The sequence below is a fragment of the Yersinia entomophaga genome (genome assembly GCF_001656035.1).
GTDB lineage: Bacteria > Pseudomonadota > Gammaproteobacteria > Enterobacterales > Enterobacteriaceae > Yersinia > Yersinia entomophaga.
Map to the genome: position 1 here is coordinate 3,052,288 of NZ_CP010029.1, position 25,403 is coordinate 3,077,690.

Sequence of the window (25,403 nt, forward strand, 5' to 3'; positions counted from 1 at the left end):
AATACGTGCCATTTCATCATATTAAACGAGGTTAATTAGCCGCTGCGATGCTGACGTCAGTGCCTTTTTCGCGGAAAGATTGCTGAGTGAAATAGCGCTTATCTTCCCAGCGCAGCATAGTCAGCACGCCTCCCCAGCAACAGCCGGTATCCAGCGCGTAAATACCTTCCGGAGCGCCTTTCCCTTCCAGAGATGCCCAGTGACCAAACGCAATGGAATAATCAGGATCAACCAACCGAGGCAAATCAAACCAGGGTTTTAGCGGTGATGGCGCATTCTCTGGCGTATCTTTGCAGATCATGTCCAACTGACCATTTGGGAAGCAGTACCGCATACGGGTTAGAGCATTAGTGCTAAAACGCAAACGAGCCAGACCAGATAGCTCCTGGCTCCAATTGTTTGGCATATCGCCGTACATGGCATCCAGAAATAGTGGATAGCTGTCGCTACTCAGCACCGCTTCGACTTCGCGGGCACAGGTTTGGGCGGTTTCAATATCCCACTGTGGCGTGATTCCTGCGTGGGCCATCACCAGTTTCAATTCCTCATCGACCTGAAGCACCGGCTGGCGGCGTAACCAGTTAATCAATTCATCGGCGTCTTGGGCTTCCAGCAGCGGGGTGATGCGATCTTTGGGCTTATTGCGGCTAATGCCAGCATAAACTGCTAATAAGTGCAGGTCGTGATTGCCTAGCACCATACGTACGGCCGGGCCTAATGCGCGAACATAGCGCAGAACATCTAAAGATGCGGGGCCACGGGCGACCAAATCACCGGTTAACCAAAGAGTGTCTTGCTGAGTATTAAACTCAACTTGCGCCAATAGGGCGCGTAGTTCATCGATACAGCCGTGAACATCGCCAATCAGGTAGGTAGACATATTTTTCGGGGCCGGATTAGTGGATCAGCGTCGGGATAGCCAAACGGAAGACGGGAATTGCCGTACGGAATGCCTGGCCTAGGTGATCAACCATTTCGTAGTGCCCTTCCATGGTACCCAGCGGCGTTTCTAGTACCGCGCCGCTGGTATATTGGAATTCATTGCCCGGAAGAATCAGCGGTTGCTCACCGATAACGCCTTCACCTTGAACTTCGGTCTGACGACCGTTGCTATTGGTGATCAGCCAGTAACGACCAACCAGCTGAACCGTTGAACGCCCCAGATTGCGAATAGTGACGGTATAGGCGAAGACAAAGCGTTCTTCATCAGGTATCGATTGGGTTTCCACATAGATACTTTGTACCTGCACACACACACGGGGCCGTTCAATCATGGCGAACTCCTGTTATTCCTGCGGTGTCGATTGCGCCGAAAGCCAGTTAGCCAGCTTACAGTATTGCGCCACAGAAATGTTTTCTGCGCGAAGCGTCGGATTGACACCTAATTCGGTTAATTGCTCAGGCGTAAACAAATCCCCTAAGCTATTACGTACGGTTTTCCTGCGCTGGTTAAAAGCTTGCGTAGTAATGCGGCTCAGCATACGCACATCCCCAACCGGGTTAGGCATGTTCACATGAGGAACCAGACGTACCACGGCAGAGTCTACTTTTGGCGCTGGGGTGAAGGCCGTAGGTGGCACTTCAAGAACTGGTATCACGTTACAATAATATTGCGCCATGACGGTTAAGCGGCCATAAGCCTTACTGTTTGGGCCAGCAACCAAGCGGTTTACCACTTCTTTTTGCAACATGAAATGCATGTCGCGAATAGCCTGAGTATAGCTGAACAGGTGGAACATTAACGGGGTAGAAATGTTGTACGGCAGGTTACCAAACACGCGTAATGGCTGACCCGCCTGTTCTGCCAGCTCGGCAAAATCAATCTTCATGGCATCTTGCTGGTGGATCGTCAGCTTATCTTTTAGCTGCGGATGGCTGGCCAAACGTGCGGCAAGATCGCGATCCAGCTCGATAACCGTCATGTGATCCATACGTGCAGCAACTGGTTCGGTTAACGCGCCTAAGCCGGGCCCGATTTCCACTACCGCTTCCCCGGGAACAGGGTGGATCGCAGAAACAATACTATCGATGACAAACTGATCGTTTAAAAAGTTTTGTCCAAAGCGTTTGCGGGCAAAGTGCCCTTGGTGGACTCTATTATTCATTGCTGTTATTTATCATTTTAATGGCTAAATTTAATGCCGTTTTGAAGCTGCCCACGTCGGCAGTGCCGGTAGCAGCAAGTTCCAAAGCGGTTCCGTGGTCCACTGATGTGCGGATAAAAGGCAGACCGAGGGTAATATTTACCGCTCGTCCAAAGCCTTGGTATTTTAACACCGGTAGCCCCTGATCGTGATACATGGCTAATACGGCATCGGCATGTTGCAAATATTTGGGCTGGAACAAGGTATCCGCCGGCAACGGGCCAATCAAGGTCACGCCTTGCTGACGCAGCTCGTCTAGCGCGGGAATAATGATATCCAGCTCTTCACGACCCATATGGCCGCCTTCGCCTGCGTGTGGATTTAACCCACAAACATAAATATGCGGCTGTTGGATGCCAAATTTGGTTTTGAGATCCCGATCGAGAATAGTGATAACTTCGTGCAGGTTATCCCGAGTTATAGCGCGAGAAACCTCTGACAACGGTAAATGCGTTGTAGCCAGAGCGACGCGCAGCTCTTCGGTTGCCAGCATCATAACGACTTTTTGGCACAGGCTACGCTCGGCAAAAAACTCAGTATGACCAGTGAAAGGGACGCCTGCATCATTAATAATGCTTTTTTGTACCGGACCGGTGACCAAAGCCGCGAATTCACCCCGCAAGCATCCATCGCAGGCCTGAGCCAGCGTTTCTACCACGTAGGCGCTGTTACTAACCGAAGGAACACCTGCGGTGACCGGAGCGGCGGCAACGGGCAGGATGGTTAAGGTTCCTGCCCGCTGGGCAAGGCCAGCTTCATCGGGTTGATATTCCCGCAATTGCAGAGGGAGCTTCAATTGCTCCGCCCGTTCAAGTAGCAAGGCCGGATCGGCGCACACGACTAACTCAACAGGCCAGTCCTGTTGAGCCAGAGTGATCACCAGATCCGGCCCAACCCCGGCAGGTTCGCCGGGGGTAATGACAATGCGGTTATTTTTGTGCATCGCTACCATCAAGAATCTTCACATAAGAAGCGGCACGTTGTTCCTGCATCCAGGTTTGCGCTTCTTCAGAGAATTTACGGTTAAACAGCATGCGGTAGGCACGATCTTTCTGCGCCGCATCGGTTCGGTCTACCTGACGGGTATCGACTACCTGAATCAAATGCCAGCCGAAAGATGAATGAACCGGCGCACTGATCTCGCCTTTTTTCAGTTTCATCAAGGCATCACGGAAGGCTGGATCGTAGATGTCGGGAGAAGCCCAACCCAGATCGCCGCCTTGTACCGCAGAGCCTGGATCTTCAGAAAGTCGCTTGGCTTCATCGGCAAAGGTTGCCTTGCCGCTTTTGATATCATTCGCCGCTGCCTGTAATTTTGCGCGTGCCTGATCGTCGGTCATCACAACGGATGGTTTAAGCAAAATATGGCGAGCGTGCACTTCTGTAACCGAAACGGTTTGATTTGTGCCGCGAATATCATTCACTTTCAGAATATGGAAACCGACGCCGGAGCGAATCGGCCCAACAACCTGACCTTTGCTGGCCGTTTGCAGTCTTTCAGCAAATAGCGTTGGCAATTCCTGTAGCTTGCCCCAACCCATTTGGCCGCCTTTCAATGCCTGAGAATCGGCAGAGTTTGCGATAGCCAATTTGCCAAAGTCCGCGCCATTTTTGAGTTCCGCGACCAGATTTTTTGCCAAGTCTTCAGCGGTATCAACCTGCTGTTGGGATGGATTTTCCGGTAACGGAATTAAAATGTGGCTCAGGTTTAATTCAGCGTCATCGCCGGTCTGGGCTGCGATCTGTTTGGCCAGTGATTCGACTTCTTGCGGTAAAATGGTGATGCGACGGCGAACTTCGTTATTTCGCACTTCGGAGGTCAGCATTTCTTTGCGAATCTGGGCGCGGTAAGTGTTGTAATCTAACCCTTCAGCGGCCAGACGGCTGCGCATTTGTGCCGTTGTCATACGGTTTTGCGCCGCAATATCAGCAATGGCTTTATCCAGCGCTTCGTCGGAAACGGTAATCCCCATTTTCTGTGCCATCTGCAATTGGATATTATCCATAATCAGGCGTTCCAGAATCTGGTGGCGCAACGTGCCTTCGTCAGGAATTTGCTGACCAGCCTGTTGCGCATTGAGTTTTACCGACTGTAACAAACCGTCGACGTCACTCTGCAAGACCACACCGTTATTAACCACGGCGGCCACTTTATCAACTTCTTGTGGTGCTGCGAACGCGGTATTGGCACCGATCACCAATCCGAGAATAAGCGTTCTCCAGTTCTTCATACCTTTTCCATTATGTAATCCGCAGTTGCGGGTTTAAATTCACTGAATTCAGTGTGTTACTCAGTATCAGAATGCGCTTTGGTAAGGCAGGATACCAGAGCGTAACATCTGTTGGGTACCCAAACTGTGGTTGCTGCTTAAACCACGTAACTCTATGTTAAACGAGATTTTGTTATCATATTTACTGGTATTGTCCAGCGTGTTCCAGCCGTTGATTTTACGCTCATAGCCCAGATTAATCGCCCAACAGCAGGTATTGTACTGTACCCCAACCAGTTGGCTAGCCGGTTGATTGGCCTTAGTGTCGTAATAGTATGACCCGACGATAGCCCAACGGTCGGCCAACGGTAAACTGGCCACTGCACCCACTTGAGAAATACCTTCCTGATAGCCCTGGCTTCTCACCTTAGGTACCGCCGCCTGAATATATTCAGGGCTGGCGTAGCGGTAGTTCAACTGAAGCACCGTTTCGGCATTGTGGCGATATTCCATCACTGTATTACCCTGAGTCAGACTTCCCAAGCGGGTATCGTACTGCGCTCCGCCTCTAAAGCCCCACTTATCGGTAATTTTCCAATAGGTGTCCCCGGCCCATACCAGGCTACCGGTATCATTGCTGTTGTCGATATTGGCTGAGTTTTTATTATTATCACCGGTTCTGGAAGGGGTGAAATAATAGATTTGACCCAAGGAAACGTTAAAACGTTCAACCAGCCCATCATCATAAATGCGAGAAGTTAAACCGGTAGCGATCTGATTGGCCGATGCGATGCGATCCAACCCGCCATATGTACGGTCACGGAACAGGCCGGTATAGTCAGTTTGCAGCAGAGTGGTGTCGTAAAGATAGATGTCATCCTGGTTGCGATAAGGCACATACAAATATTGGGCTCGTGGCTCCAAAGTTTGCGTATAGCCTTCTGCCCAATCCATCTGGCGGTCAAATACCACTTTTCCATCGACTTTAAACTGTGGCAGAACGCGATTGACTGAATCTTGCAGTTCTGGAGCCACACCACCGTTATTCGCCACATAATTACTTGAAAAACCAGTGGGAATATCTTGCTGATAGTGAGTTGCCATCAGCTTGATTTCGGTATTCAGGCTCGCCCAATCGTTCGCCAGAGGAAGATTGATTGATGGCTCAATATGGAAACGATCCGCCTTCGGATTATTCGGATTCACGCTGGTGAATTTAACTGCTTGCCCATACACCCGCATATCGAACGGGCCTACATCGTTTTTGTAATAATTGAGATCTAACTGCGGCTGGGCGCGGTAGGCATTTGAGTCACCGCCACCATTGGCGAATACTTGGAACTGTTTGGATGACAATGTAGCGTCCCAGTTTTTCTGCGCATAGCCCACGCTAAAAATTTGCGTGGCGTAGCCGTCAGTACTGGAACCATAAAGTGAAGTGAAGTCTCTAAAGTAAGTCGGATCGCTGACTTTGGTATAGTCGATGTTAAAGCGCCATACCTGATCCATGACGCCAGAATGGCCCCAGTAGTAGAGCCAACGAGCTTTATCATTATTGGCTTTGTCTGCGCTGGCATATTCGCGGTCGCTTGATAGCCAGTCGAATGCCATGGTACCAGCACCGGGGGCTAGCAAATAGCGGAATTCGTTCTGGAACTGAGTGCCGCGTTTCTCAATGTAGTGAGGTGTAATGGTGGCATCAAAGTTCGGCGCGATGTTCCAGTAGTACGGCAACATGAATTCGAAGCCGTTATTGGTGCTGTAACGCGCATTCGGGATCAGGAAACCGGAGCGGCGTTTATCGCCAACGGGCAGTTGCATATATGGGCTATAGAAAACCGGTACCGGCCCGATTTTAAAGCGTGCATTCCAGATCTCGGCCACTTGTTCTTCGCGATCATGAATCACTTCGCTACCCACTACGCTCCAGCTGTTATCACCGGGCAGGCACGAGGTAAAAGTACCGTTTTCCAGAATGGTATAGCGATTTTGACCGCGCAGTTTCATCAGATCGGCATCACCGCGACCCTGACGCCCTACCATTTGGTAGTCGCCCTTATCCATATTGGTGTCTTTGGTGTTCAGATTTGACCAGGCTTTTGGCCCTTTCAGAATAATCTGCGGATCGTCGTAATTGACATCACCTATAGCGGTGACGGTTCGCACCGGAATCGGCTGGCCGGGTTCCTGTGTCTGGTGTAACTGAACCTCATTGGCCGTTAGGGTGCTGTTACCCTGCTGGACATTAACGTTACCGGTGAAAACCGCACTGTGGGGATAATTGCCTTCGGTTTTATCCGCTTGGATATGCACCGGAAGCTGGTTGGTATCGCCCGTAACCAGCGGTTTGTCATAGGTAGGAACGCCGAACATGCATTGTTCAGCGAGGTCGGCCAGCGATTGCTGACTATAGAGTGCCGTCCATATCAACGTGGCCAGCAGTGTTGGGAATCTTTTTTTCATACGCGCTTTTGGTGTTCCGTCATCAGGGGCAACGTGCCGGCAAACGGTCTGAGACTATCTCACTCATCAGAGTTGCGCTAGTGTTAAATCCGGCCGTTTACACGTCTCGCCGTTAGGCACAGAGCTAAATGCCGAGTATGATAATGCAAAATTTGACTGACGGCATGATGAATTGAGGAGTATATGCAGTATTGGGGAAAACTGCTCGGTCTGATATTGGGATTGATGTCCGGTATTGGTTTCTGGGGTGTAGTACTGGGGTTGATCGTCGGCCATATGGTAGATAAGGCTCGAACCGCGCGACGCCGCGGCTTTTTCGTCGATCAGCAAACGCGACAATCACTGTTTTTTCGCACCACATTTCAGGTTATGGGGCACCTGACCAAAGCCAAAGGACGCGTAACTGAAGTTGATATTCAGCTTGCCAGTCAGTTGATGGATCGTATGCAATTACATGGAAATGCCCGCACGGCGGCGCAGCAGGCGTTCCGTGAAGGTAAGCAAAGCGACTTCCCATTGCGGGAAAAACTGCGTGAATTGCGCAGCGTTTGCTTCGGTCGTTTCGATCTTATTAGGATGTTTCTGGAAATTCAGTTACAGGCTGCTTTTGCCGATGGTTCGCTCCATCCGAATGAACGGCAGGTACTGTACGTTATTGCCGATGAGCTAGGTATTTCCCGCAGCCAGTTCGATCAGTTTCTTCGCATGATAGAAGGTGGTCGTCAGTTTGGTGGGCAGGGTGGTTACTCTCAAGGGGGCTACCAGCAGGCACCGCAAGGGCCAACTCTGGCTGATGCCTGTAAAGTGCTAGGCGTTAATCCGAGCGATGATGCCGTTGCCATCAAGCGTGCTTATCGCAAATTAATGAGCGAACATCACCCGGATAAATTGGTCGCTAAGGGCCTTCCGCCGGAAATGATGGAAATGGCTAAGCAGAAAGCGCAGGAAATTCAGTCCGCTTATGATTTGATTAAGCGAGAAAAGGGATTTAAATAAGATCGGATTTTTATTGAGATGCTTATCGATAAAATTTGCGGTCGCAACTTTTGTGCCATTTCATTCGATATTAAGGAAGGTAGGACGCCTTCCTTAATAATTCATCAAACACGATACTTACTTTACCGTTACTCATCACTTAAAAATCGGCTTCACTGCGGAAATGCATAGGCGTGCCGAATTCTGGATGAGTGATACATAACTCCTGGGCATGTAGCTGTAAGCGCGGAGCCATCGCCTTGGCCTCTGGAGGGGCGTAGAAGCCGTCGCCGAGGATAGGGTGCCCCATCGCCAGCATATGTACTCGTAGTTGGTGCGAGCGGCCGGTGATGGGCGATAATTTCACCCGAGTACTGCCGTCTGCATCCCGGGACAGCACCAGATACTCAGTTTGTGCAGATTTACCGGTTTCATAACACACTTTTTGCTTCGGTCGATTAGGCCAGTCGCAAATCAGCGGCAAATCAATAACCCCTTCGTCCTGCGCCAGATGTCCCCAAACTCGTGCAATATAAGATTTTTTCGGCTCACGTTCGCGAAATTGACGCTTTAATTCGCGTTCGGCGGCTTTGGTGAGTGCCACGACAATCACGCCGCTGGTCGCCATATCCAGACGATGAACGGATTCCGCAGCCGGAAAATCAGCCTGAATACGCGTCATTACGCTGTCTTTGTTTTCCGGTGCCCGTCCGGGTACCGAAAGCAACCCGCTCGGTTTGTTAACCACCATAATATGCTGATCCTGGTACAAAATATGTAGCCAGGGATCGCGCGGGGGGTTATAGGGTTCCATGTTCAATCCGTTACCACCTTGCTGCAATTCGAGGTTTTTTCGATATGGCATATCAGTCTGGATAAAAGAGCCGGAGGTTGCCGGCTCTTTCTTACACAAAAGTGTTACTGGTGAGTGACCACAACCAAGCGGATTGCGTCAAGACGCCAGCCAGCCTGATTCAGGTTTTCCAGCACCATTTTGCGGTTATGCTCCAGCGCTTCGAGTTCGTCATCACGAATATTCGGGTTAACGGCTTTCAACGCTTCCAAACGTGCCAGTTCGGCACTCAGCTTTTCATCGGCTTCTTGCTTGGCGGTTTCGATCAGCGCTTTCGCCTGTTCTTCTACCAGCGCTTCCGCCTGTTGCAGCATGGCGTGAACCTCTTGCTGAACCGCGTTCACCAGCTTGCTTGAGGTGTGGCGATTGACCGCATTCAACTGGCGGTTAAAGCTTTCAAACTCTACCTGAGCCGCCAGATTGGTGCCTTTGCGATCCATCAGCATACGTACCGGCGTCGGTGGCAGGAAGCGGGTCAGTTGCAGATGCTTAGGTGCCTGAGCTTCTACCACATAAACCAACTCCGCCAGCAGAGTACCTACTGGTAATGCTTTGTTTTTCAACAGAGAAACTGCACAGCTTCCGGTGTCGCCGGACAAAATCAAATCCAGGCCGTTGCGAATAATCGGGTGTTCCCAGGACACAAACTGTGCGTCTTCACGGGATAACGCCTGATCGCGATCGAACGTTACGGTGCAGCCATCCTGCGGCAGACCAGGGAAATCCGGTACCAGCATGTGGTCTGATGGCGTTAATACGATCAGGTTATCGCTGCGGTCTTCCTGATTGATGCCGACAATATCAAACAGGTTCAGCGCAAAGCTTACCAGATTGATGTCGTTATCCTGATTGGCGATAGCCTCGGCCAGTTCCTGACCGTGTTCGCCACCGTTTGAATGCATTTCCAGCAGACGGTCACGACCCTGCTCCAGTTGTTGCTTCAGTTTGTCGTGCTGCTGACGGCAGGTGTGGATAAATTCGTCCAAACCTTCCTGTTCGGCTGGCGTGGCCAGATAGCCGATCAATTCCTGATAGGCGCTGTCATAAATGGTTCGGCCTGTCGGGCAGGTATGTTCGAAGGCATCGAGACCTTCGTGATACCAGCGCACTAAAATCGCCTGTGCAGTATTTTCCAGATAAGGCACCATGATTTGAATTTCACGGTTCTGGCCAATGCGATCCAGACGTCCGATTCGCTGTTCCAGCAGATCTGGGTTAAACGGCAAATCAAACATCACCAACTGGCAGGCAAACTGGAAGTTACGCCCTTCTGAGCCGATTTCTGAACACAACAGCACCTGGGCACCGTCTTCTTCTGAGGCAAAATAAGCCGCTGCGCGATCCCGCTCAATCAGCGATAAACCTTCATGGAACACGGCAGCGCGAATCGCCTCACGTTCACGTAAGACCTGCTCCAGTTGCAGCGCGGTGGCGGCCTGAGCGCAGATAACCAGCACTTTCTCATCGCGGTTGGCGATCAGGTAGTTCAGTAGCCATTCAACGCGAGGATCAAAATTCCACCAGGTGGCATTTTCCCCTTCAAATTCCTGATAAATCTGCTCGGGATAAAGCATATCTTTGGCGCGAGCTTCCAGCGATTTCTTCGCACCCATAATGCCAGAGACTTTGATCGCCGTTTGATACTGGGTTGGCAATGGCAGTTTTATTTCGTGCAGTACGCGGTGCGGGAAACCTTTCACGCCGTTACGGGTGTTACGGAACAGAACTCGGCTGGTACCGTGGCGATCCATCAGCATGTCGACTAGCTGGCGGCGCGCCGCTTCGCTGTCTTCTCCGTCGCTGTTTGCCGCTTTCAGCAGCGGTTCGATATCCTGCTCGGCAATCATTTCACCCAGCATATTCAGCTTGTCGTCCGCCAGACGCTCGCCGCCCAGCAGTAGCGTCACTGCGTCAGCGATAGGACGATATTGCTGTTGTTCGCTGACAAAATCTTCGTAATCGTGGAAGCGATCCGGATCCAGCAGGCGCAAACGGGCAAAGTGGCTCTGTTGGCCCAATTGCTCAGGGGTTGCGGTCAGCAGCAGTACGCCAGGGATATTTTCCGCCAGTTGCTCAATAACCTGATATTCGCGGCTCGGGGCTTCTTCGCTCCAGGCCAGATGGTGGGCTTCATCCACCACTAACAAATCCCAGGATGCGTCGGCCAGTTGCTCTAAACGTTGCTTGTTACGACGTACGAAATCTAATGAGCAGATAACCAACTGTTCGGTTTCAAATGGGTTGCTGCTGTCTTGCATCGCTTCGGAATAACGACTGTCGTCAAACAGTGAGAAGCGTAGGTTAAAGCGGCGCAGCATCTCAACCAGCCACTGGTGTTGCAGGCTTTCCGGCACCACGATCAGCACGCGCTCAGCGCGACCAGCCAATAATTGCTGATGGATAATCATCCCGGCTTCAATGGTTTTACCCAAACCAACTTCATCGGCCAACAGTACGCGTGGAGCGTGACGCTGACCGACTTCGTAAGCGATATGCAACTGATGAGGAATCAGGCTGGCGCGAACGCCGCGCAGACCGCTCCACGGTAAACGGAACTGCTCGCTTTGGTATTTACGAGCGCGGAAACGCAGGGCAAAACGATCCATTCGATCGATCTGACCGGCGAATAGGCGATCTTGCGGCTTGCTAAAAGTGAGTTTGCTATCCAGCAACACTTCACGCATTGCTACGCCGGTTTCCTCGGTATCCAAACGGGTGCCGATATAGGTAATCAATCCGTTTTCGTGGGTGACTTCTTCCACTTTCATTTGCCAGCCTTCGTGGCTGCTGATGGTATCACCGGGGTTGAACATCACGCGGGTGATTGGAGAGTCATTTCTGGCATAGAGGCGGTTTTCACCGGTTGCAGGGAACAGCAAGGTGACCATGCGTACGTCGATGGCTACGACAGTACCCAGTCCAAGTTCGCTTTCTGTATCGCTGATCCAGCGTTGACCAAGTGTAAAAGGCATAAATTATCGGCTCGATTTTGGGTTGGGCAGTTATTTGTTTAACTAGTCTGTGTGTTTGATAAGGTTGGCTTTATTCACTATAAATTTAATTTTATTGTCGACGAATGACGCCAACCCTTATCAACTAACTGGCAATAGTTTACCGTCCGCGCAGGCTGATGGCCTAAGAATCTGCCTGAAAAAACGTGACAACCTGTGTGACGTAGGTGGCAGAGTCCGTTTGCACGGATAAATAACGACATTATGATTGATGCGCGATTTGGCAAGGGCGCTATGGTAATGGAAGGCGCGCCCGTCGTCACCTGTAAAACCACGGAAAAGTGATTAAAAAAGTCCCATTTGACCAGTAATCAACGTTGTAAAATCATCCTGCAGAAAGGGTAGTATAGCCTCGGCTACGGGTTGTAGCTGGCGGGAGAGGTAATGATCGTAATCAATGGGGGAATGACGAATTTCCAGCGGCTCCGGGCCAGACGTGGTCATCACATAGCTGATCCAGCCGCCGTTTTGGTATTGCAAAGGGCGTCCTTGCTGACGATTAAACTCATCGGCCAGACGAGCCGCACGGGCATGAGGTGGCACATTGCGCTGATAATCATCCAGCTTTCTTCGCAGCCGTTTCCGATAAACCAGCAGATGATCCAGCTCGCCGTTCAGGGTTTGCGCCACGTAATCGCGAATGTAGTCCTGATAGGGTTGCTGTTGGAATATACGTTGATAAAGTTCTTGCTGAAAAGTCTGAGCCAGCGGCGTCCAATCGGTGCGCACGGTTTCTAACCCTTTGTACACCATACGATCGCCTTCGGGCGTGGTGACCAATCCAGCATAACGTTTTTTACTGCCTTGCTCTGCGCCGCGGATGGTGGGCATCAAAAAGCGCCGATAGTGAGTTTCAAACTCCAGTTCTAATGCGCAGGACAGGCCAAACGTCTCGTGCAAATGTCGTTGCCACCATGCGTTCACGTATTCCACCAATTCTTTGCCAATCTGGCTGGCTTGCTCGTCGCTATGGGCGTGTTTCAGCCAGACAAAGGTGGAGTCGGTGTCGCCGTAAATGACCTGATAACCGCGATCTGCGATTAATTCACGCGTTTGGCGCATGATCTCGTGACCACGCAGTGTGATCGAAGAGGCCAGCCGAGGATCGAAGAAACGGCAGCCGCTGGAGCCCAATACGCCGTAAAACGCATTCATAATGATTTTCAACGCTTGAGATAACGGCTTATTTTTCTGTTGTTTAGCGGCTTCTCGGCCTTGCCAGATTTGTTTAACAATGGCGGGTAGGCAGTGTTTCTCGCGAGAAAACCAGGCGTTGCGAAAACCGGGCACTGAATGCGCAAGCGTTGGCTGATGCATGCCTTCGACTAAGCCAACAGGATCTATCAGGAAAGTTCGAATAATCGACGGGTACAGGCTTTTGTAGTCCAGCACCAGCACCGAGTCGTACAAACCGGGCTGAGAATCCATCACGAAGCCGCCGGGGCTATGTTCTTCCGGTAACTCCCCTAAATTCGGCGCGACATAACCGGCCCGGTGCATGCGCGGCAAATACAGATGAGTAAAGGCCGCGACCGACCCGCCGCTGCGATCGGCGGCCAGACCGGTTACGCTGGCTCTTTCCAGTAAGAAGCTGAGCAATTCGGTTTTGGCAAAAATCCGCGTTACCAACTCGCAGTCTTTCAAGTTATAGCGCGCTAGCGCAGGTTTATCCTCAGCAAAGCGACGATTGATTTCATCCATTCGTTGATAGGGGGAATCGCTATCTTTGCCTTCGCCCAGCAAGGTTTGCGCGACGGATTCCAGACTGAAAGAGGGAAAATTCCAGGTGGCTGATTTGAGCGCTTCAATGCCGTCGATAATCAGCCGCCCAGCGGCTGAGGCAAAAAAGTGCCCCTGTTTAAAACCGTGCTCGCGCCATTCCAGTGGGTTACCGCCACGACCAAAACGCAGTGGAATCTGATAGCGATCCGCATGTTTTTGCAGTACCCGCAGATCAAATTGCACCAGATTCCAGCCGATAATGGCATCGGGATCGTATTGTTCCAGCCATTGATTCAGTTTTTCCAGTAGCTGCGGACGGCTGGCAACGTATTCCAGATTGAAATCCAACGGTTGCTCATCCCCATTTTGCGGCCCCAACATATAAACTTGACGCTGGCCGCAGCCTTCCAGTCCAATACTGTACAACTCACCGTGCTCGCTGGTTTCTATATCCAGAGACAGCAGTTTTATTGGTGGACGATAATCTTCGGCTGGTTTCATTCGGGTGGACAATAACGTGCCGTTTTTATCCGGTAGTCCGCTAAACCACACTGGTGCGGTAATAAAACGTTCCATCAGGTAGCGTTCCGGCGGGCGAATGTCCGCTTCGTAGACATTCACTCCGCCTTCTTTCAGCAGCTTTTCCAGCCGCATCAGCTGACGATGTTGTTGGCAATACAGCCCTAAAACCGGGCGGCGGTGAAAATCCGTCAGGGAAAGCGGCCGTAACTGATAGCGGCGCTCATCCCGCAGGATTTGCTCTGCCAACGGCGCTTGCTCTGCGGGAATAAAGGCCACGGAAGGCTGAGGCGGCAGCCGAACCAACTGTGGCCCATTATCGGTTGCCAACCAGAATTCAACTTCAGTGCCTGCCGCTGTATCCCGCCAATGGCGGGTGAGCAGGAAACCTTGGCGCGCTTGATCCACCGGATTACCTTTAATGAATGCTACCTTTAATTCATGATGCTATGAATGAGTGTTAACTGCCGTGTCTTTTAGTATGGTTTTTTATACAGTCATTGTCTATTTGAATGGTTGCCAGATAGCTTCCGTATGTTTCCAATAGATTTCGTCGCAAACACTCAATCAGTTGAATCACAGTGAATTCAGCAGCAGTACGGAAATAGCCCGGAAAAAATCATTGATTGACGGGACTATGAGGTAGCTGGACAATCCCTCGCGCTTTATACAATGGATAAATTTATGGAAGCCTATTTAGAACACCTTTTGACACAATCACTGGCTTTCACGCTATTTGTCGTCATGTTTGTCACATTTATCGAATCTTTAGCGCTGGTTGGCCTTTTGTTGCCGGGAACGGTGATGATGGCGAGCGTGGGGGCGTTAATTGGAAGCGGTCAGGTTGGATTTTATCCGGCGTGGGCGGCGGGGATTGTCGGTTGCCTGTTAGGAGATTGGATTTCCTACTTTATCGGGCGGGCGTTTAAACAGCCGCTGCACCGTTGGTCATTTCTGAAAAAGCATAAAACTATGCTGGATAAAACCGAGTATGCGCTGCATCAGCACAGCATGGCGACGGTGTTGATCGGCCGCTATATTGGCCCCACTCGGCCATTGGTGCCGATGGTCGCCGGTATGCTGGATCTGCCGCCACTAAAATTCGCTTTGCCAAATATTATTGGTTGCCTGACTTGGCCGGCGGTGTATTTCTTCCCCGGTATTTTGGCTGGAGTGGCGATTGATATCCCGCCCAGCGCCAATAGTTTCATGTTTAAGTGGCTGTTAGTCTTAGTGGCGGTAACCGTTTGGCTGGCGGGATGGTTGGGCTGGCGCTGGGTTCGCTACGGCAAGCGTAAGCCAGATCGTCTGAGTCGTTGGCTGCCGCTGGCGCGTTTACGCGGGTTAACCATATTGATGACGCTGGCGGCAATCGGCAGCTTTATCTGGCTGCACGTACAGCCGATTATGCCGATTTACCGCCATTTGCTGTGGAAAGTGTTAGCCGGTTAAAGTTGAGGTAATGCCCAGTACGCAGGCCTCAGCCACCGAACCTTCCACCAATGCCTGAGTCGGGCCATCGTAATAGATGCGCCCGTCCACTATCAGTAACGTTCGTTCCGCAATCCGCGCGGCATCGTCCAGATTATGGGAAACCATAAGCAAAGTCAGTTGGCGACGGTCGCAAACCTGTTCCAGCAGTTGCAGCATTTCGGTGCGTAATGCCGGATCGAGTGCAGAAAATGGCTCATCCAATAACAGGATCGGCTGGCTGCGAACCAGACACCGCGCCAGCGCCGCTCGTTGCCGCTGGCCACCGGAAAGCTGTGCTGGCAAGCGATCCAGACAGTTCTCCAATCCTACCTGTTGAGCAATTTGCTGCAATAACTGGCGTTGTTGGTTATTCAGCTTTAATCCCGGATTTAGCCCCAGCCCGATGTTTTGCTCAACTGTCAAATGTGAGAATAAATTGTTTTCCTGAAACAGCATGGAAACCGGTCGCTTAGCTGGAGGGCTACCGCTGTGCTCTTGGTTATTCAATAGCATACGACCACTGACTGGCGTAAGGAACCCGGCGATTAGGCTAAGTAAGGTGCTTTTACCTGCTCCGCTGGGGCCAAGAATAGCCACGCGCTCGCCCGGATTAATTTGCACATCAAAGCGCATAGGCAAGTGGTCATATAAATAGGTAATTTTCTCAAGCTTTAGCATGGCGGCCCGGCAATTTCTCAATAAGGGTAAACAGGAGGAAACACAATAACAGTAGCAGTAGGGCGGTTACCGCGCCGTCGTTGCTGCGATAGGCACCAATTTGCTGATAAAGATAGAACGGCAGGGTACGGAAATGCTCGTTGCCAAATAGCGCGACGACGCCAAAATCACCGATAGATATCACGCTGGCGAAGGCGAGTGCCTGAGCTAATGGACGTTTTAAGGCGCTAAATTCCACCCAGCGCAGTCGGTGCCAACCACGGATATCCAGCGACAGGCATAGCGGGCCGTAGCGTTCAGCCAAATCGCGCATCGGGTTATCCAGTACTTTCAGCGCATAAGGCACTGCAATCAGCGCGTTGGTGAGAATCACTAGCGCGTAGGGGGATTGGGGTAAACCTATGGTGTCATTGAGCAACAGGAAGAAACCGGTGGCTAAAACAATGCCCGGCATCGCCAATATCACCATTCCGCTCATTTCCATTGCCTGGCCGAATACCATTTTATCTCGCAACTTTAACTCTCGGCTGCTCCACAGCAACATCATGGTCAGCAGTACGCAGAGCAATCCAGCAGCCACGGCGATAGTCAGCGAGGTCGTTAAAGCCTGCCATAGCGCCGGTTGTTGTAATACGCTAAATAGGGTTTTATTAGTGCCGTCAATGACCACTGCCAGCAGAGGTGGTAACAGCAATAATAGCGTGCCGATGATGAGTACGCTGTCGCTAACCCGTTGCCACAGGCTGTCTTGCGGGTTACGCCAGCTTTGAGCATGAGTGTTTCCCACCGCTAGCGCGCTATTTAGCCGCTGGCTCAGTAGCACCAACCCCAGACAGCAACCGAGCTGAATCAGCGCCAGCAGCGCCGCTCGGCCTAAATCGTAGTCGTAGCTAAGCGCCTGATAAATAGCCAGCTCAATGGTTGTCGCCTGTGGCCCGCCGCCAAGAGACAGCACGGTAGCAAAACTGGCGAAGCACAACATAAAGATCAGCGCGGCAGTAGGCAGAATCTGGCGGCGCAAATAAGGCCATTCCACCCAGCGGAAATGCTGCCAACCGTTCATTCCCAACTGAGCGGCCAATTGGCGCTGTTCCACCGCAATACTTTCCAGTGATTGCAGTAACAGGCGGGTAGCCAGCGGTAGATTGAAAAAGACATGAGCCAGCAGAATGCCTTGCAAACCATAAGGGGAAAAATGGTAATCCAGCCCTAGCCAGCCGAAAAGTTGCGCTAACCAGCCTTGGCGCCCATAGACGCTCAAAATACCAAATAGCGCCACCAATACCGGCAGAACTAAGGTCATGGCGCATAATCGCAGCAACAGTTGACGGCCGGGAAAGCGGCGGCGATACAGAGCGCGAGCCAGCAGAATAGCGGGAGCCACCGAGAACAGGGCCGATAAAAAAGCCTGCCAGAAGGTAAAGCGCACCACGTGCCACAAATAGCTGTCCTGCCATACTCCGATCCAGTCGGCTTCTGGGGCATGACGCCAGATGGCGCTAAATGCCAGCAGCGCCACCCCAACCAGCAGGAATGAAGCAACTAGTCCCGGGCAGAGCCAAGCGGGGATTAGCGGCTGACGGCGGATTGCCATGCCTGAATCCATTTGCTGCGGTTATCGGCTACTTCTTTCGCGCTGAATTCCAACGCTTTTTTGGGCACGGTCAGAGTGTTAAACCCGGCCGGAAGATCCATTTTAATCACGGGATACATCCAGTTTCCGGTAGGAATATGGTTTTGGAAAGCCGGAGAAACCATAAACTGCATGAATTTCTGCGCCAGCTCCGGTTGTTTGCTCGAGGCTACCTGCGCTGCGACTTCCACTTGCAAATAATGGCCTTCACTGAAATCAGCAGCAGCGTATTGATCTTTCTTTTCTTCAATCAAATGATAAGCCGGAGAAGTGGTATAGCTCATGACAAAATCCGCTTCGCCTTTCAGGAACAGGCCATAGGCTTCACTCCAGCCTTTGGTCACGGTCACGGTTTTTTTCGCCAGTTTTTGCCATGCCAGCGGCGCTTCGTCCCCGTAGACTTTCTGCATCCATAACAGTAGCCCCAGCCCCGGCGTGCTGGTGCGCGGATCTTGATAAATAACCTTCCACGGCGAGTCATTTTCGATCAGTTCATGCAGACTTTTCGGCGGGTTTTTTATTTTTTCCTTGTTATATACGAAGGAGAAATAGCCGTAGTCATACGGAATAAATGTGCTGTTATGCCAGGCTTCGGGGAGCGCCAGCTTGCTGGTATCTATCTGACTTGGCGTAAATAATCCGGTTTTCTCTGCGGATTGCACCAGGTTGTTATCCAACCCTAATACTATGTCCGCCGGACTTTTCTTTCCTTCCATTCGCAGGCGATTTAACAGAGAAACGCCGTCTTCCAGTGCGACGAATTTCAGCTCGCAGTTGCATTCTGCTTCGAAGGATTTTTTGATAGCAGGACCCGGTCCCCAATCAGCGGCAAAGGAATCGTAGGTGTAAACCGTCAGGACAGGTTTGGTGGCTTCAGCCGCGGTGGCGGCGGCTGAAATCAGCAGCAGACAGGGAAGAATTCGTTTAAACACTTTGCACTCCTCAAAAAGAAAGGTGGCAAAGGTATCTGAGGCATTGGTCAATATCCGCAAGTTCATCATATTGCTGAATGACGCTCTCAAATCCCTTCGCCGGTATTAACCGGATCAGGTTCGACGGGTTTACTCTCAGCGAATATTGGCCGCGGTTTGCCGCTAAACAATTTTTCGCACCCCGTTGAGACGGCGCTATTGTAGAGGGATAGCCAGACTAGTGAAAGTCTGTTTATTCCTCCGGCGGCGTAAACCAGGCCGATTTGAAATCAAACCAGCCTAGGGTATTCATCCGCACGCCACGCATGCTGTGCTGTCCAAACAATTCTAGCCAGTGATGGAATAACGGGTGAAATTGATGATTGCTGACCAATCGTTGGCTCCATTCCGCCATGGGCAACCGGTTATTGCGCCACTGCGCGACGTCTTGATACAACTCTTCACTCAAACAGTGTTGCAAAAGAGGAAGTTCATATAAGGTGGCAAAAATGGAAAATTCCACCGGCAGATAGAAGTTGGCGCTACCTAGCCAGATATCGCTTTTGGCTTCCCCCCGATACCAGCTGGCGTAATCCAGTTCTTGTACCACCAGTTTCACGCCTTGCGCGGCCAGTACGTCTCTCAGCGTTTGGCTAATGGCGTTGAATTCAGGATGTTCGGTAAAACAGGTTACGGTGAGCTCAGTTAATTCGAGGGGTTTGGCAGAAGGTGGGTTCAGACGATTATGGTGCCAGCGCGGCAAAATACCGTAGGCTGGCGACCAGTAGCGCTGATACAACGCATCGGCATGGCTGAGTAAAGCCACCGGTGTGATCAGTTCACATAGCCAGCGTCTCACGTCCGGTTGGCTGGTGAGCGGGGAGCGTTGATCGAAAAGGAGAAAGTAGCAGCCTTCTTCCAGCCGACTTTCCAATTCGTTGCGGCTGGTATCATCCGCCTGTAAATGAACGCCAGAAGACACTAAATCTTCTGACAATTCAGGTAACACCCAAATATTGACCTCATCAATGAGTGCGCGAAAACCGAAGTAGTTATCGAAAGCCTGAATTTTAAATTGATTTTGCCGGTTGCGAATCACCGAGTAAGGGCCGGTGCCGATAGGATAACGCGAAAAATCAGGTAGTTCAGGCCATTCCTGCGGCAAAATCATGGCGTGAACGCTGCCCAGTAGCCAAGGGAGCCAATAGTCTGGCGTATTAAGTTTTACATCAATGACATAAGGCGTAGGAGAGGTGATTTCCGTGATGTGGGAAAACAGCGGCTGTGTGGTCAAACGCTTTAATGACGTAATCACATCCTGCATTTCTAATTCACGGCCGTGATGGAAGTGAATCGCTGGACGTAAATAAAAGCGCCAATGCAAGGGGGTTAGCGTTTGCCAGTGATGAGATAAATCTGGCTCGGCTTCCCCATTTTCCTCATTTATGCGGGTTAAACCATTAAAAATCTGCCGGACAATATGGGTTTCTGAACGGCGCAGAGCGGAACCGGGCAATAGGTTTTGTAGTTGACGGTAGTAAAGCACTCTAAGTATATGTTTACCTTGTCTAAAACTCCTCCCTAGCTGTGAAAGAAGCATCTGGCGAACCGCCTGTTTATCTCCCACCAATTGCACGAGCTGATCGATATGATCCTGCTCCAGCAACTCCTCTGCCCGTTGCTGTTGCAGGGCCAGACCGGTGTACAAAAAGGTGAGCTGCGAGCGTTTTCCTCGACCAGCCTCTGCCTGCCAGCTTAGCCAACCCGCTTGCTGCATATTACCTAGTAACGAACGAACGTGGCGACGCGAGCAATTTAGCACTTCCGCCAATTGTTGCAGGGTGGTTTCCGTCGGTTTACCGCCGTAATGTTGCCACAAACGGATGAACTGGTGTTGCAGGCGAGAAGTAGACATAAAAGAGGAACTCCACGGCAAAATGCATCAATTTATCTTTCCCTATATTACGCAGATAATTATCAGTAATGAAAGGGGAGGAGCATGATGAAAAAGTGCTTAACCAGACAGTTTTATCAGCGCTATTTTAGACACGTCAGACAGCAGCAGGCCGATTGGTTGAGCTGGGTACCGATGGAATGGCGGTTAAGGATGCTGGCAGATGTCACCCAATGGGACATTCAGCACATGCCGGAAAAAGAATACCGCAAACATATTTAGTTCGAACCGGGTTAGTACCGATGGAATTTGGATTTAACTTTCATCGTTCGGCAGGGACGCTGCCTATTATCAAAAATTTCTGAGTAATGGTGCAATTCACCAGCCAGTGGGGCAACCTGCTGGCTTTTTTATTGCCGAGTAATTTTTATCTATAGAGTTATTGTTGCTGTTCACCGCAATGTGCCTTCTGTAGCATATGAATCTAAAGTGGTTTCTGGCGATGGAGCCTGTAATGAAATCTGCTCTGACGTATTCCCGGCGGATTAATCCCGTCTTTATTGCTTTTTTTGTGGTGGCTTTTCTTTCCGGCATCGCCGGTGCGCTGCAGGCTCCAACCCTCAGTTTGTTTTTAACTACAGAGGTCAATGTACGCCCTCTATGGGTTGGGCTTTTTTATACCGTTAACGCTATCGCCGGAATTACGGTGAGCTTTGTGCTGGCGAAACGCTCGGATCTGCGTGGCGATCGCCGCAAGTTAATCATGCTGTGCTACCTGATGGCGGTGGGTAACTGCCTGCTATTTGCCTTTAATCGTGATTATCTGACCCTGATTACCGCTGGCGTGCTATTAGCCTCAGTAGCCAATACGGCCATGCCGCAGATTTTTGCTTTAGCGCGGGAATATGCCGATAACTCGGCGAAAGAAGTGGTGATGTTTAGCTCGATAATGAGAGCACAATTATCATTGGCTTGGGTTATTGGCCCGCCGCTATCGTTTATGCTGGCATTGAACTATGGCTTCACTTTGATGTTCAGTGTTGCCGCCGGAATATTTGTATTAAGCGGTATCCTGGTATGGTTCTTATTGCCATCGGTACCGAAAGCTGAAGTGCCGAAAGACGCGCCGGTAGTGATTAATGCAAAGCTTTTTGCCGATAAAAACGTGCTGTTGCTGTTCATTGCCTCGATGCTGATGTGGACCTGTAACACCATGTATATCATCGATATGCCGTTATACATCACTTCAGATCTCGGTTTGCCGGAACGTTTGGCCGGTTTACTGATGGGAACCGCCGCTGGGCTGGAAATCCCTATTATGCTGCTCGCGGGTTACTCGGTTAAACGCTTTGGTATGCGTAAAATTATGCTGTTTGCCGTGGCCGCAGGCATCGTGTTTTATGTTGGATTGATCCTGTTTAAATTCAAAACTGCGCTGATGTTATTGCAGATTTTCAACGCCGTGTTCATCGGTATTGTCGCCGGTATCGGTATGCTCTATTTTCAGGAATTGATGCCGGGCAGGGCCGGTGCCGCAACGACGCTGTTTACCAATAGCATATCAACCGGCGTAATTTTAGCCGGGATACTACAGGGCGTGCTGACGGAGAATCTGGGGCATTACGCGGTTTATTGGATGGCTGCGTTACTGGCGACAGTGTCATTGGGGATATTTAGCCGAGTCAGGGCTATCTAAATCCTCTGCATCTTTCACTCCACCGCGGTGTTACTGCCTTCAGTCGTCTCGGTCACTTGGTTGCGCGCCAAGTGACCGAGCGTAGCTTGCTGAAAATTAACGTAAAAATTCGGGTTGCTGCTGCTCATAGGCCGAAATATTAGCCTCGTGCTGCAATGTCAAACCGATACTGTCCAGCCCATTCATCATGCAATGACGGCGGAAACCATCGATCTCAAAGGCATAACTTTTGCCTCCGGCGCTGACGGTTTGCTTTTCTAAATCCACGACGAACTCGATACCTTCCTGACTTTCTACCAACTGGAATAAAGTATCAATATCCGCTTCGCTTAAAGTCACCGGTAATAATTGGTTATTGAATGAGTTACCGTAAAAGATATCGGCAAAACTTGGGGCGATAACCACCTTAAAACCGTAATCGGTCAGTGCCCAAGGGGCATGCTCGCGAGATGAGCCGCAGCCAAAATTTTCGCGCGCCAGCAAAATAGTCGCCCCCTGATAGCGCGGGTGATTCAGCACAAATTCAGGGTTAGGCACCTGACCGGCATCGTCCAGAAAACGCCAATCGTTAAACAAATGTTGGCCGAAGCCAGTGCGCGTCACTTTTTGCAAAAACTGCTTAGGAATGATGGCGTCGGTATCGACATTCGCTGCATCCAACGGAACGACCAAACCTGTGTGTTGAATAAATTTTGCCACTATGGTGTCTCCGATTAATGTGTGGACGCGGATAAATCGCGCACGTCTGCAAAATGGCCGCTCACCGCCGCCGCTGCCGCCATTGCAGGGCTGACTAAATGGGTGCGCCCGCCTCGGCCCTGGCGACCTTCAAAGTTACGGTTACTGGTAGAAGCGCAGCGCTCGCCCGGTTCCAAACGGTCGTTATTCATCGCCAAACACATGGAACAGCCCGGCAAGCGCCATTCAAAACCAGCGTTGATAAAGATCTGATCCAAACCTTCGGCTTCCGCCTGCGCTTTGACCGGCCCAGAGCCAGGAACCACGATAGCTTGTACGCCCTGAGCTACTTTTCTGCCCTGTGCGATAGCCGCCGCAGCCCGTAAATCTTCAATACGTGAATTGGTACAGGAACCGATAAATACTTTATCGATAGGCACGTCAGTCAACTTAATGCCCGGACGCAAGTCCATATAAGCCAAAGCTTTTTCAGCCGACGCGCGCTCAACCGGATCGCTGAAAGACTCAGGTGCTGGAATAATCTGGTTAACGGCAATGACCTGACCTGGGTTGGTGCCCCATGTGACCTGCGGTGCAATATCCGCTGCGTTCAATGTCACCACGGTGTCAAATTTGGCATCGGCATCGGATTTCAGCGTGCGCCAGTAGATCACGGCGTGCTCCCAATTCGCACCGGTTGGCGCAAACTGGCGGCCTTTCAGGTAGTCAAAAGTGACATCATCCGGCGCGACCAAACCCGCTTTAGCACCCATTTCTATTGCCATATTGCATAAGGTCATTCGACCTTCCATGCTCAAGGCTTCAATCGCGCTGCCGCAGAATTCCACTACGTGCCCAGTTCCGCCTGCGCTACCGGTTTTACCGATGATCGCCAATACGATGTCTTTAGCGGTAATACCTGCGCCAACTTCACCGTTAACTTCAATTTTCATGGTCTTGGCGCGACCCTGCTTCAGCGTTTGCGTCGCTAAAACATGCTCAACTTCCGAAGTACCGATACCGAAAGCCAAAGAGCCAAAGGCACCGTGAGTTGCGGTGTGAGAATCGCCGCATACGATGGTCATTCCCGGCAACGTCATGCCTTGTTCCGGGCCGATAACGTGGACGATACCTTGGTAAGGATGGTTCAAGTCATATAAAGAAACGCCAAATTCGGCACAGTTCTTGATTAATTCCTGCATCTGAATTCGCGCCATTTCACCGCTGGCATTAATGTCTTTGGTTTGGGTAGAAACGTTGTGATCCATGGTAGCAAAAGTCTTACCCGGCTGACGTACCGGACGGCCCATAGCACGCAGGCCGTCGAAAGCCTGTGGTGAGGTGACTTCATGCACCAAATGACGGTCGATATACAGCAATGGCGTTTCGTTCGGGGCTTCACGGACGATATGCGCATCGTACAATTTTTGGTATAAGGTCTTGGCCATGTTAAATCCCCTCAGCGATAAAGGATGCGATGATATCGCCCATTTCATTGGTGCCAATAGCTTCCCCATCACCCGCCAAATCAGCGGTACGATAGCCTTGTTCAAGCGCCAGATTAACTGCGCGCTCAATGGCGTCGGCGGCATCGTCTTCGCCTAAACTGAAGCGTAACAACAGTGATGCCGATAAAATTTGCGCAATCGGGTTGGCGATATTTTTCCCGGCGATATCCGGCGCGGAGCCGCCCGCTGGTTCATACAAACCAAAGCCCTGCTCGTTCAGACTGGCAGAGGGCAACATGCCCATAGAACCAGTAATCATGGCGCACTCATCGGATAAAATATCGCCAAACAGGTTGGAACACAGCAATACGTCGAACTGGGATGGATCTTTAATCAACTGCATGGTGGCGTTGTCGATATACATATGGGACAGCGCGACGTCCGGATAATCTGCGGCAATGGCATTCACCACTTCGCGCCACAGAATAGAACTTTGCAATACGTTGGCTTTATCAATCGAAGTGACTTTACTACGACGCTTGCGCGCGGATTCAAAGGCAATACGGGCGATTCGCTCAATTTCAAAACGGTGATAAACCTCGGTATCAAAGGCGCGCTCATACATGCCTTGGCCGTCGCGACCTTTCGGTTGGCCGAAATAGATTCCGCCGGTTAATTCACGTACGCACAGAATATCGAAGCCGCGGGCAGCAATATCGCTGCGCAATGGGCAAAACTCTTCCAGACCCTGATACAAACGGGCAGGGCGCAGGTTGCTGAATAACTTGAAATGTTTACGCAAAGGCAACAAAGCGCCGCGCTCAGGTTGTTCGTCCGGCGGCAAATGTTCCCATTTGGGGCCGCCGACGGAGCCGAATAAAATTGCGTCAGCCTGCTCGCAGCCGTTAATGGTTGTCGTAGGCAAAGGGCAACCCTGACGATCGATAGCAGCACCGCCGACATCATAAACGCTGGTGGAAATTCGCATGTTAAAGCGCTGGCGGACTGCGTCTAACACTTTGTTTGCCTGTGCCATCACTTCTGGACCAATGCCGTCTCCGGGTAAAACGGCAATATGATAAATTTTCGTCATGT

20 protein-coding genes and 1 riboswitch are annotated in these 25,403 nt (G+C 51.0%); of the genes, 4 read left to right on the plus strand and 16 right to left on the minus strand.

From position 1 onward, the window contains the following. Positions 1-31 precede the first annotated feature (31 nt). The 6 genes from apaH to lptD all read right to left on the minus strand — a co-directional run bounded on the left by apaH (position 32) and on the right by lptD (position 6,817). Positions 32-880 carry a bis(5'-nucleosyl)-tetraphosphatase (symmetrical) ApaH gene (gene apaH, locus PL78_RS13845; RefSeq protein ID WP_064516365.1) on the minus strand — a complete coding sequence of 283 codons (849 nt, stop codon included), beginning with the start codon at positions 878-880 and terminating at the stop codon, positions 32-34. Between the two features lie 16 nt (positions 881-896). Then, a complete protein-coding gene (gene apaG, locus PL78_RS13850) occupies positions 897-1,274 on the minus strand; it encodes a Co2+/Mg2+ efflux protein ApaG (protein WP_049598893.1) in 378 nt (125 codons plus the stop codon). A gap of 12 nt (positions 1,275-1,286) precedes the next feature. Further along, positions 1,287-2,105: a 16S rRNA (adenine(1518)-N(6)/adenine(1519)-N(6))-dimethyltransferase RsmA gene (gene rsmA / locus PL78_RS13855; protein WP_049598890.1), complete on the minus strand. Its 819-nt coding sequence runs from the start codon at positions 2,103-2,105 to the stop codon at positions 1,287-1,289. After that, positions 2,098-3,087, minus strand: coding sequence for a 4-hydroxythreonine-4-phosphate dehydrogenase PdxA (gene pdxA / locus PL78_RS13860; RefSeq protein WP_064518441.1), 990 nt, complete (start codon positions 3,085-3,087; stop codon positions 2,098-2,100). The genes rsmA and pdxA overlap by 8 nt, the downstream gene beginning before the upstream one ends. Next, entirely contained in the window at positions 3,074-4,375 is a 1,302-nt protein-coding gene (surA, locus tag PL78_RS13865; RefSeq protein ID WP_064516367.1) for a peptidylprolyl isomerase SurA, read from the minus strand. The genes pdxA and surA overlap by 14 nt, the downstream gene beginning before the upstream one ends. A gap of 66 nt (positions 4,376-4,441) precedes the next feature. Beyond that, complete coding sequence (gene lptD, locus PL78_RS13870) at positions 4,442-6,817, minus strand: LPS assembly protein LptD (RefSeq protein WP_064516369.1); 2,376 nt, start codon at positions 6,815-6,817, stop codon at positions 4,442-4,444. A gap of 183 nt (positions 6,818-7,000) precedes the next feature. On the opposite strand from lptD, the gene djlA reads away from it, so the two are divergent. Further along, complete coding sequence (gene djlA, locus PL78_RS13875) at positions 7,001-7,813, plus strand: co-chaperone DjlA (RefSeq protein ID WP_064516371.1); 813 nt, start codon at positions 7,001-7,003, stop codon at positions 7,811-7,813. Positions 7,814-7,952: 139 nt separating this feature from the next. On the opposite strand, the gene rluA is transcribed toward djlA, so the two are convergent. The 3 genes from rluA to PL78_RS13890 all read right to left on the minus strand — a co-directional run bounded on the left by rluA (position 7,953) and on the right by PL78_RS13890 (position 14,305). Further along, complete coding sequence (gene rluA / locus PL78_RS13880; protein WP_064518443.1) at positions 7,953-8,606, minus strand: bifunctional tRNA pseudouridine(32) synthase/23S rRNA pseudouridine(746) synthase RluA; 654 nt, start codon at positions 8,604-8,606, stop codon at positions 7,953-7,955. A 104-nt stretch (positions 8,607-8,710) separates the two neighbouring features. Next, positions 8,711-11,617: an RNA polymerase-associated protein RapA gene (rapA, locus tag PL78_RS13885; RefSeq protein WP_064516373.1), complete on the minus strand. Its 2,907-nt coding sequence runs from the start codon at positions 11,615-11,617 to the stop codon at positions 8,711-8,713. 324 nt (positions 11,618-11,941) lie between these two features. Continuing rightward, positions 11,942-14,305, minus strand: coding sequence for a DNA polymerase II (locus PL78_RS13890; protein WP_064516375.1), 2,364 nt, complete (start codon positions 14,303-14,305; stop codon positions 11,942-11,944). A 276-nt stretch (positions 14,306-14,581) separates the two neighbouring features. On the opposite strand from PL78_RS13890, the gene PL78_RS13895 reads away from it, so the two are divergent. Then, positions 14,582-15,349, plus strand: coding sequence for a DedA family protein (locus PL78_RS13895; RefSeq protein WP_064516377.1), 768 nt, complete (start codon positions 14,582-14,584; stop codon positions 15,347-15,349). Here PL78_RS13895 and thiQ read toward each other — a convergent pair. The 4 genes from thiQ to sgrR all read right to left on the minus strand — a co-directional run bounded on the left by thiQ (position 15,338) and on the right by sgrR (position 20,507). Then, a complete protein-coding gene (gene thiQ, locus PL78_RS13900; RefSeq protein ID WP_064516379.1) occupies positions 15,338-16,048 on the minus strand; it encodes a thiamine ABC transporter ATP-binding protein ThiQ in 711 nt (236 codons plus the stop codon). The two genes, PL78_RS13895 and thiQ, sit on opposite strands and share 12 nt — an antisense overlap. Further along, on the minus strand, positions 16,035-17,642 hold the full coding sequence (gene thiP / locus PL78_RS13905; RefSeq protein WP_064516381.1) for a thiamine/thiamine pyrophosphate ABC transporter permease ThiP: 1,608 nt from the start codon (positions 17,640-17,642) through the stop codon (positions 16,035-16,037). The genes thiQ and thiP overlap by 14 nt, the downstream gene beginning before the upstream one ends. Beyond that, positions 17,618-18,613 (minus strand): thiamine ABC transporter substrate binding subunit, encoded by a 996-nt coding sequence (gene thiB, locus PL78_RS13910; RefSeq protein WP_143711274.1) that lies wholly within the window; start codon positions 18,611-18,613, stop codon positions 17,618-17,620. The genes thiP and thiB overlap by 25 nt, the downstream gene beginning before the upstream one ends. Positions 18,614-18,686: 73 nt before the next feature. Beyond that, a riboswitch (TPP riboswitch) is annotated at positions 18,687-18,807 on the minus strand. Positions 18,808-18,845: 38 nt separating this feature from the next. Further along, complete coding sequence (gene sgrR, locus PL78_RS13915) at positions 18,846-20,507, minus strand: HTH-type transcriptional regulator SgrR (protein ID WP_064516383.1); 1,662 nt, start codon at positions 20,505-20,507, stop codon at positions 18,846-18,848. Between the two features lie 84 nt (positions 20,508-20,591). Between sgrR and sgrT the strand changes: the two genes are divergently transcribed. Both sgrT and PL78_RS13920 read left to right on the plus strand, forming a co-directional pair. Beyond that, the gene (gene sgrT, locus PL78_RS19675; protein ID WP_084414337.1) at positions 20,592-20,768 is read left to right on the plus strand and encodes a glucose uptake inhibitor SgrT; all 177 of its coding nucleotides are present in this window, start codon (positions 20,592-20,594) and stop codon (positions 20,766-20,768) included. Between the two features lie 232 nt (positions 20,769-21,000). Beyond that, on the plus strand, positions 21,001-22,182 hold the full coding sequence (locus PL78_RS13920; protein WP_064516387.1) for an MFS transporter: 1,182 nt from the start codon (positions 21,001-21,003) through the stop codon (positions 22,180-22,182). Between the two features lie 96 nt (positions 22,183-22,278). Here the strand turns inward: PL78_RS13920 and leuD are convergent, their stop codons facing one another. The 3 genes from leuD to leuB are packed head-to-tail and all read right to left on the minus strand — an operon-like array spanning position 22,279 to position 25,401. Further along, on the minus strand, positions 22,279-22,881 hold the full coding sequence (gene leuD, locus PL78_RS13925) for a 3-isopropylmalate dehydratase small subunit (RefSeq protein WP_064516389.1): 603 nt from the start codon (positions 22,879-22,881) through the stop codon (positions 22,279-22,281). 14 nt (positions 22,882-22,895) lie between these two features. Then, positions 22,896-24,308: a 3-isopropylmalate dehydratase large subunit gene (leuC, locus tag PL78_RS13930; protein WP_064516391.1), complete on the minus strand. Its 1,413-nt coding sequence runs from the start codon at positions 24,306-24,308 to the stop codon at positions 22,896-22,898. Between the two features lies 1 nt (position 24,309). Next, on the minus strand, positions 24,310-25,401 hold the full coding sequence (leuB, locus tag PL78_RS13935) for a 3-isopropylmalate dehydrogenase (protein WP_064516393.1): 1,092 nt from the start codon (positions 25,399-25,401) through the stop codon (positions 24,310-24,312). Positions 25,402-25,403 lie beyond the last annotated feature (2 nt).

Excerpts from the sequence above, each read along its gene's own strand:
- thiQ (WP_064516379.1), bottom strand. The coding sequence starts at position 16,048 with ATGCTAAAGCTTGAGAAAATTACCTATTTATATGACCACTTGCCTATG.
- rluA (WP_064518443.1), bottom strand. The coding sequence starts at position 8,606 with ATGGAACCCTATAACCCCCCGCGCGATCCCTGGCTACATATTTTGTAC.
- sgrR (WP_064516383.1), bottom strand. The coding sequence starts at position 20,507 with ATGTCTACTTCTCGCCTGCAACACCAGTTCATCCGTTTGTGGCAACAT.
- lptD (WP_064516369.1), bottom strand. The coding sequence starts at position 6,817 with ATGAAAAAAAGATTCCCAACACTGCTGGCCACGTTGATATGGACGGCA.
- thiP (WP_064516381.1), bottom strand. The coding sequence starts at position 17,642 with ATGGCAATCCGCCGTCAGCCGCTAATCCCCGCTTGGCTCTGCCCGGGA.
- apaH (WP_064516365.1), bottom strand. The coding sequence starts at position 880 with ATGTCTACCTACCTGATTGGCGATGTTCACGGCTGTATCGATGAACTA.
- PL78_RS13895 (WP_064516377.1), top strand. The coding sequence starts at position 14,582 with ATGGAAGCCTATTTAGAACACCTTTTGACACAATCACTGGCTTTCACG.
- djlA (WP_064516371.1), top strand. The coding sequence starts at position 7,001 with ATGCAGTATTGGGGAAAACTGCTCGGTCTGATATTGGGATTGATGTCC.
- rapA (WP_064516373.1), bottom strand. The coding sequence starts at position 11,617 with ATGCCTTTTACACTTGGTCAACGCTGGATCAGCGATACAGAAAGCGAA.
- pdxA (WP_064518441.1), bottom strand. The coding sequence starts at position 3,087 with ATGCACAAAAATAACCGCATTGTCATTACCCCCGGCGAACCTGCCGGG.
- leuC (WP_064516391.1), bottom strand. The coding sequence starts at position 24,308 with ATGGCCAAGACCTTATACCAAAAATTGTACGATGCGCATATCGTCCGT.
- sgrT (WP_084414337.1), top strand. The coding sequence starts at position 20,592 with ATGATGAAAAAGTGCTTAACCAGACAGTTTTATCAGCGCTATTTTAGA.
- rsmA (WP_049598890.1), bottom strand. The coding sequence starts at position 2,105 with ATGAATAATAGAGTCCACCAAGGGCACTTTGCCCGCAAACGCTTTGGA.
- surA (WP_064516367.1), bottom strand. The coding sequence starts at position 4,375 with ATGAAGAACTGGAGAACGCTTATTCTCGGATTGGTGATCGGTGCCAAT.
- apaG (WP_049598893.1), bottom strand. The coding sequence starts at position 1,274 with ATGATTGAACGGCCCCGTGTGTGTGTGCAGGTACAAAGTATCTATGTG.
- PL78_RS13920 (WP_064516387.1), top strand. The coding sequence starts at position 21,001 with ATGAAATCTGCTCTGACGTATTCCCGGCGGATTAATCCCGTCTTTATT.
- leuB (WP_064516393.1), bottom strand. The coding sequence starts at position 25,401 with ATGACGAAAATTTATCATATTGCCGTTTTACCCGGAGACGGCATTGGT.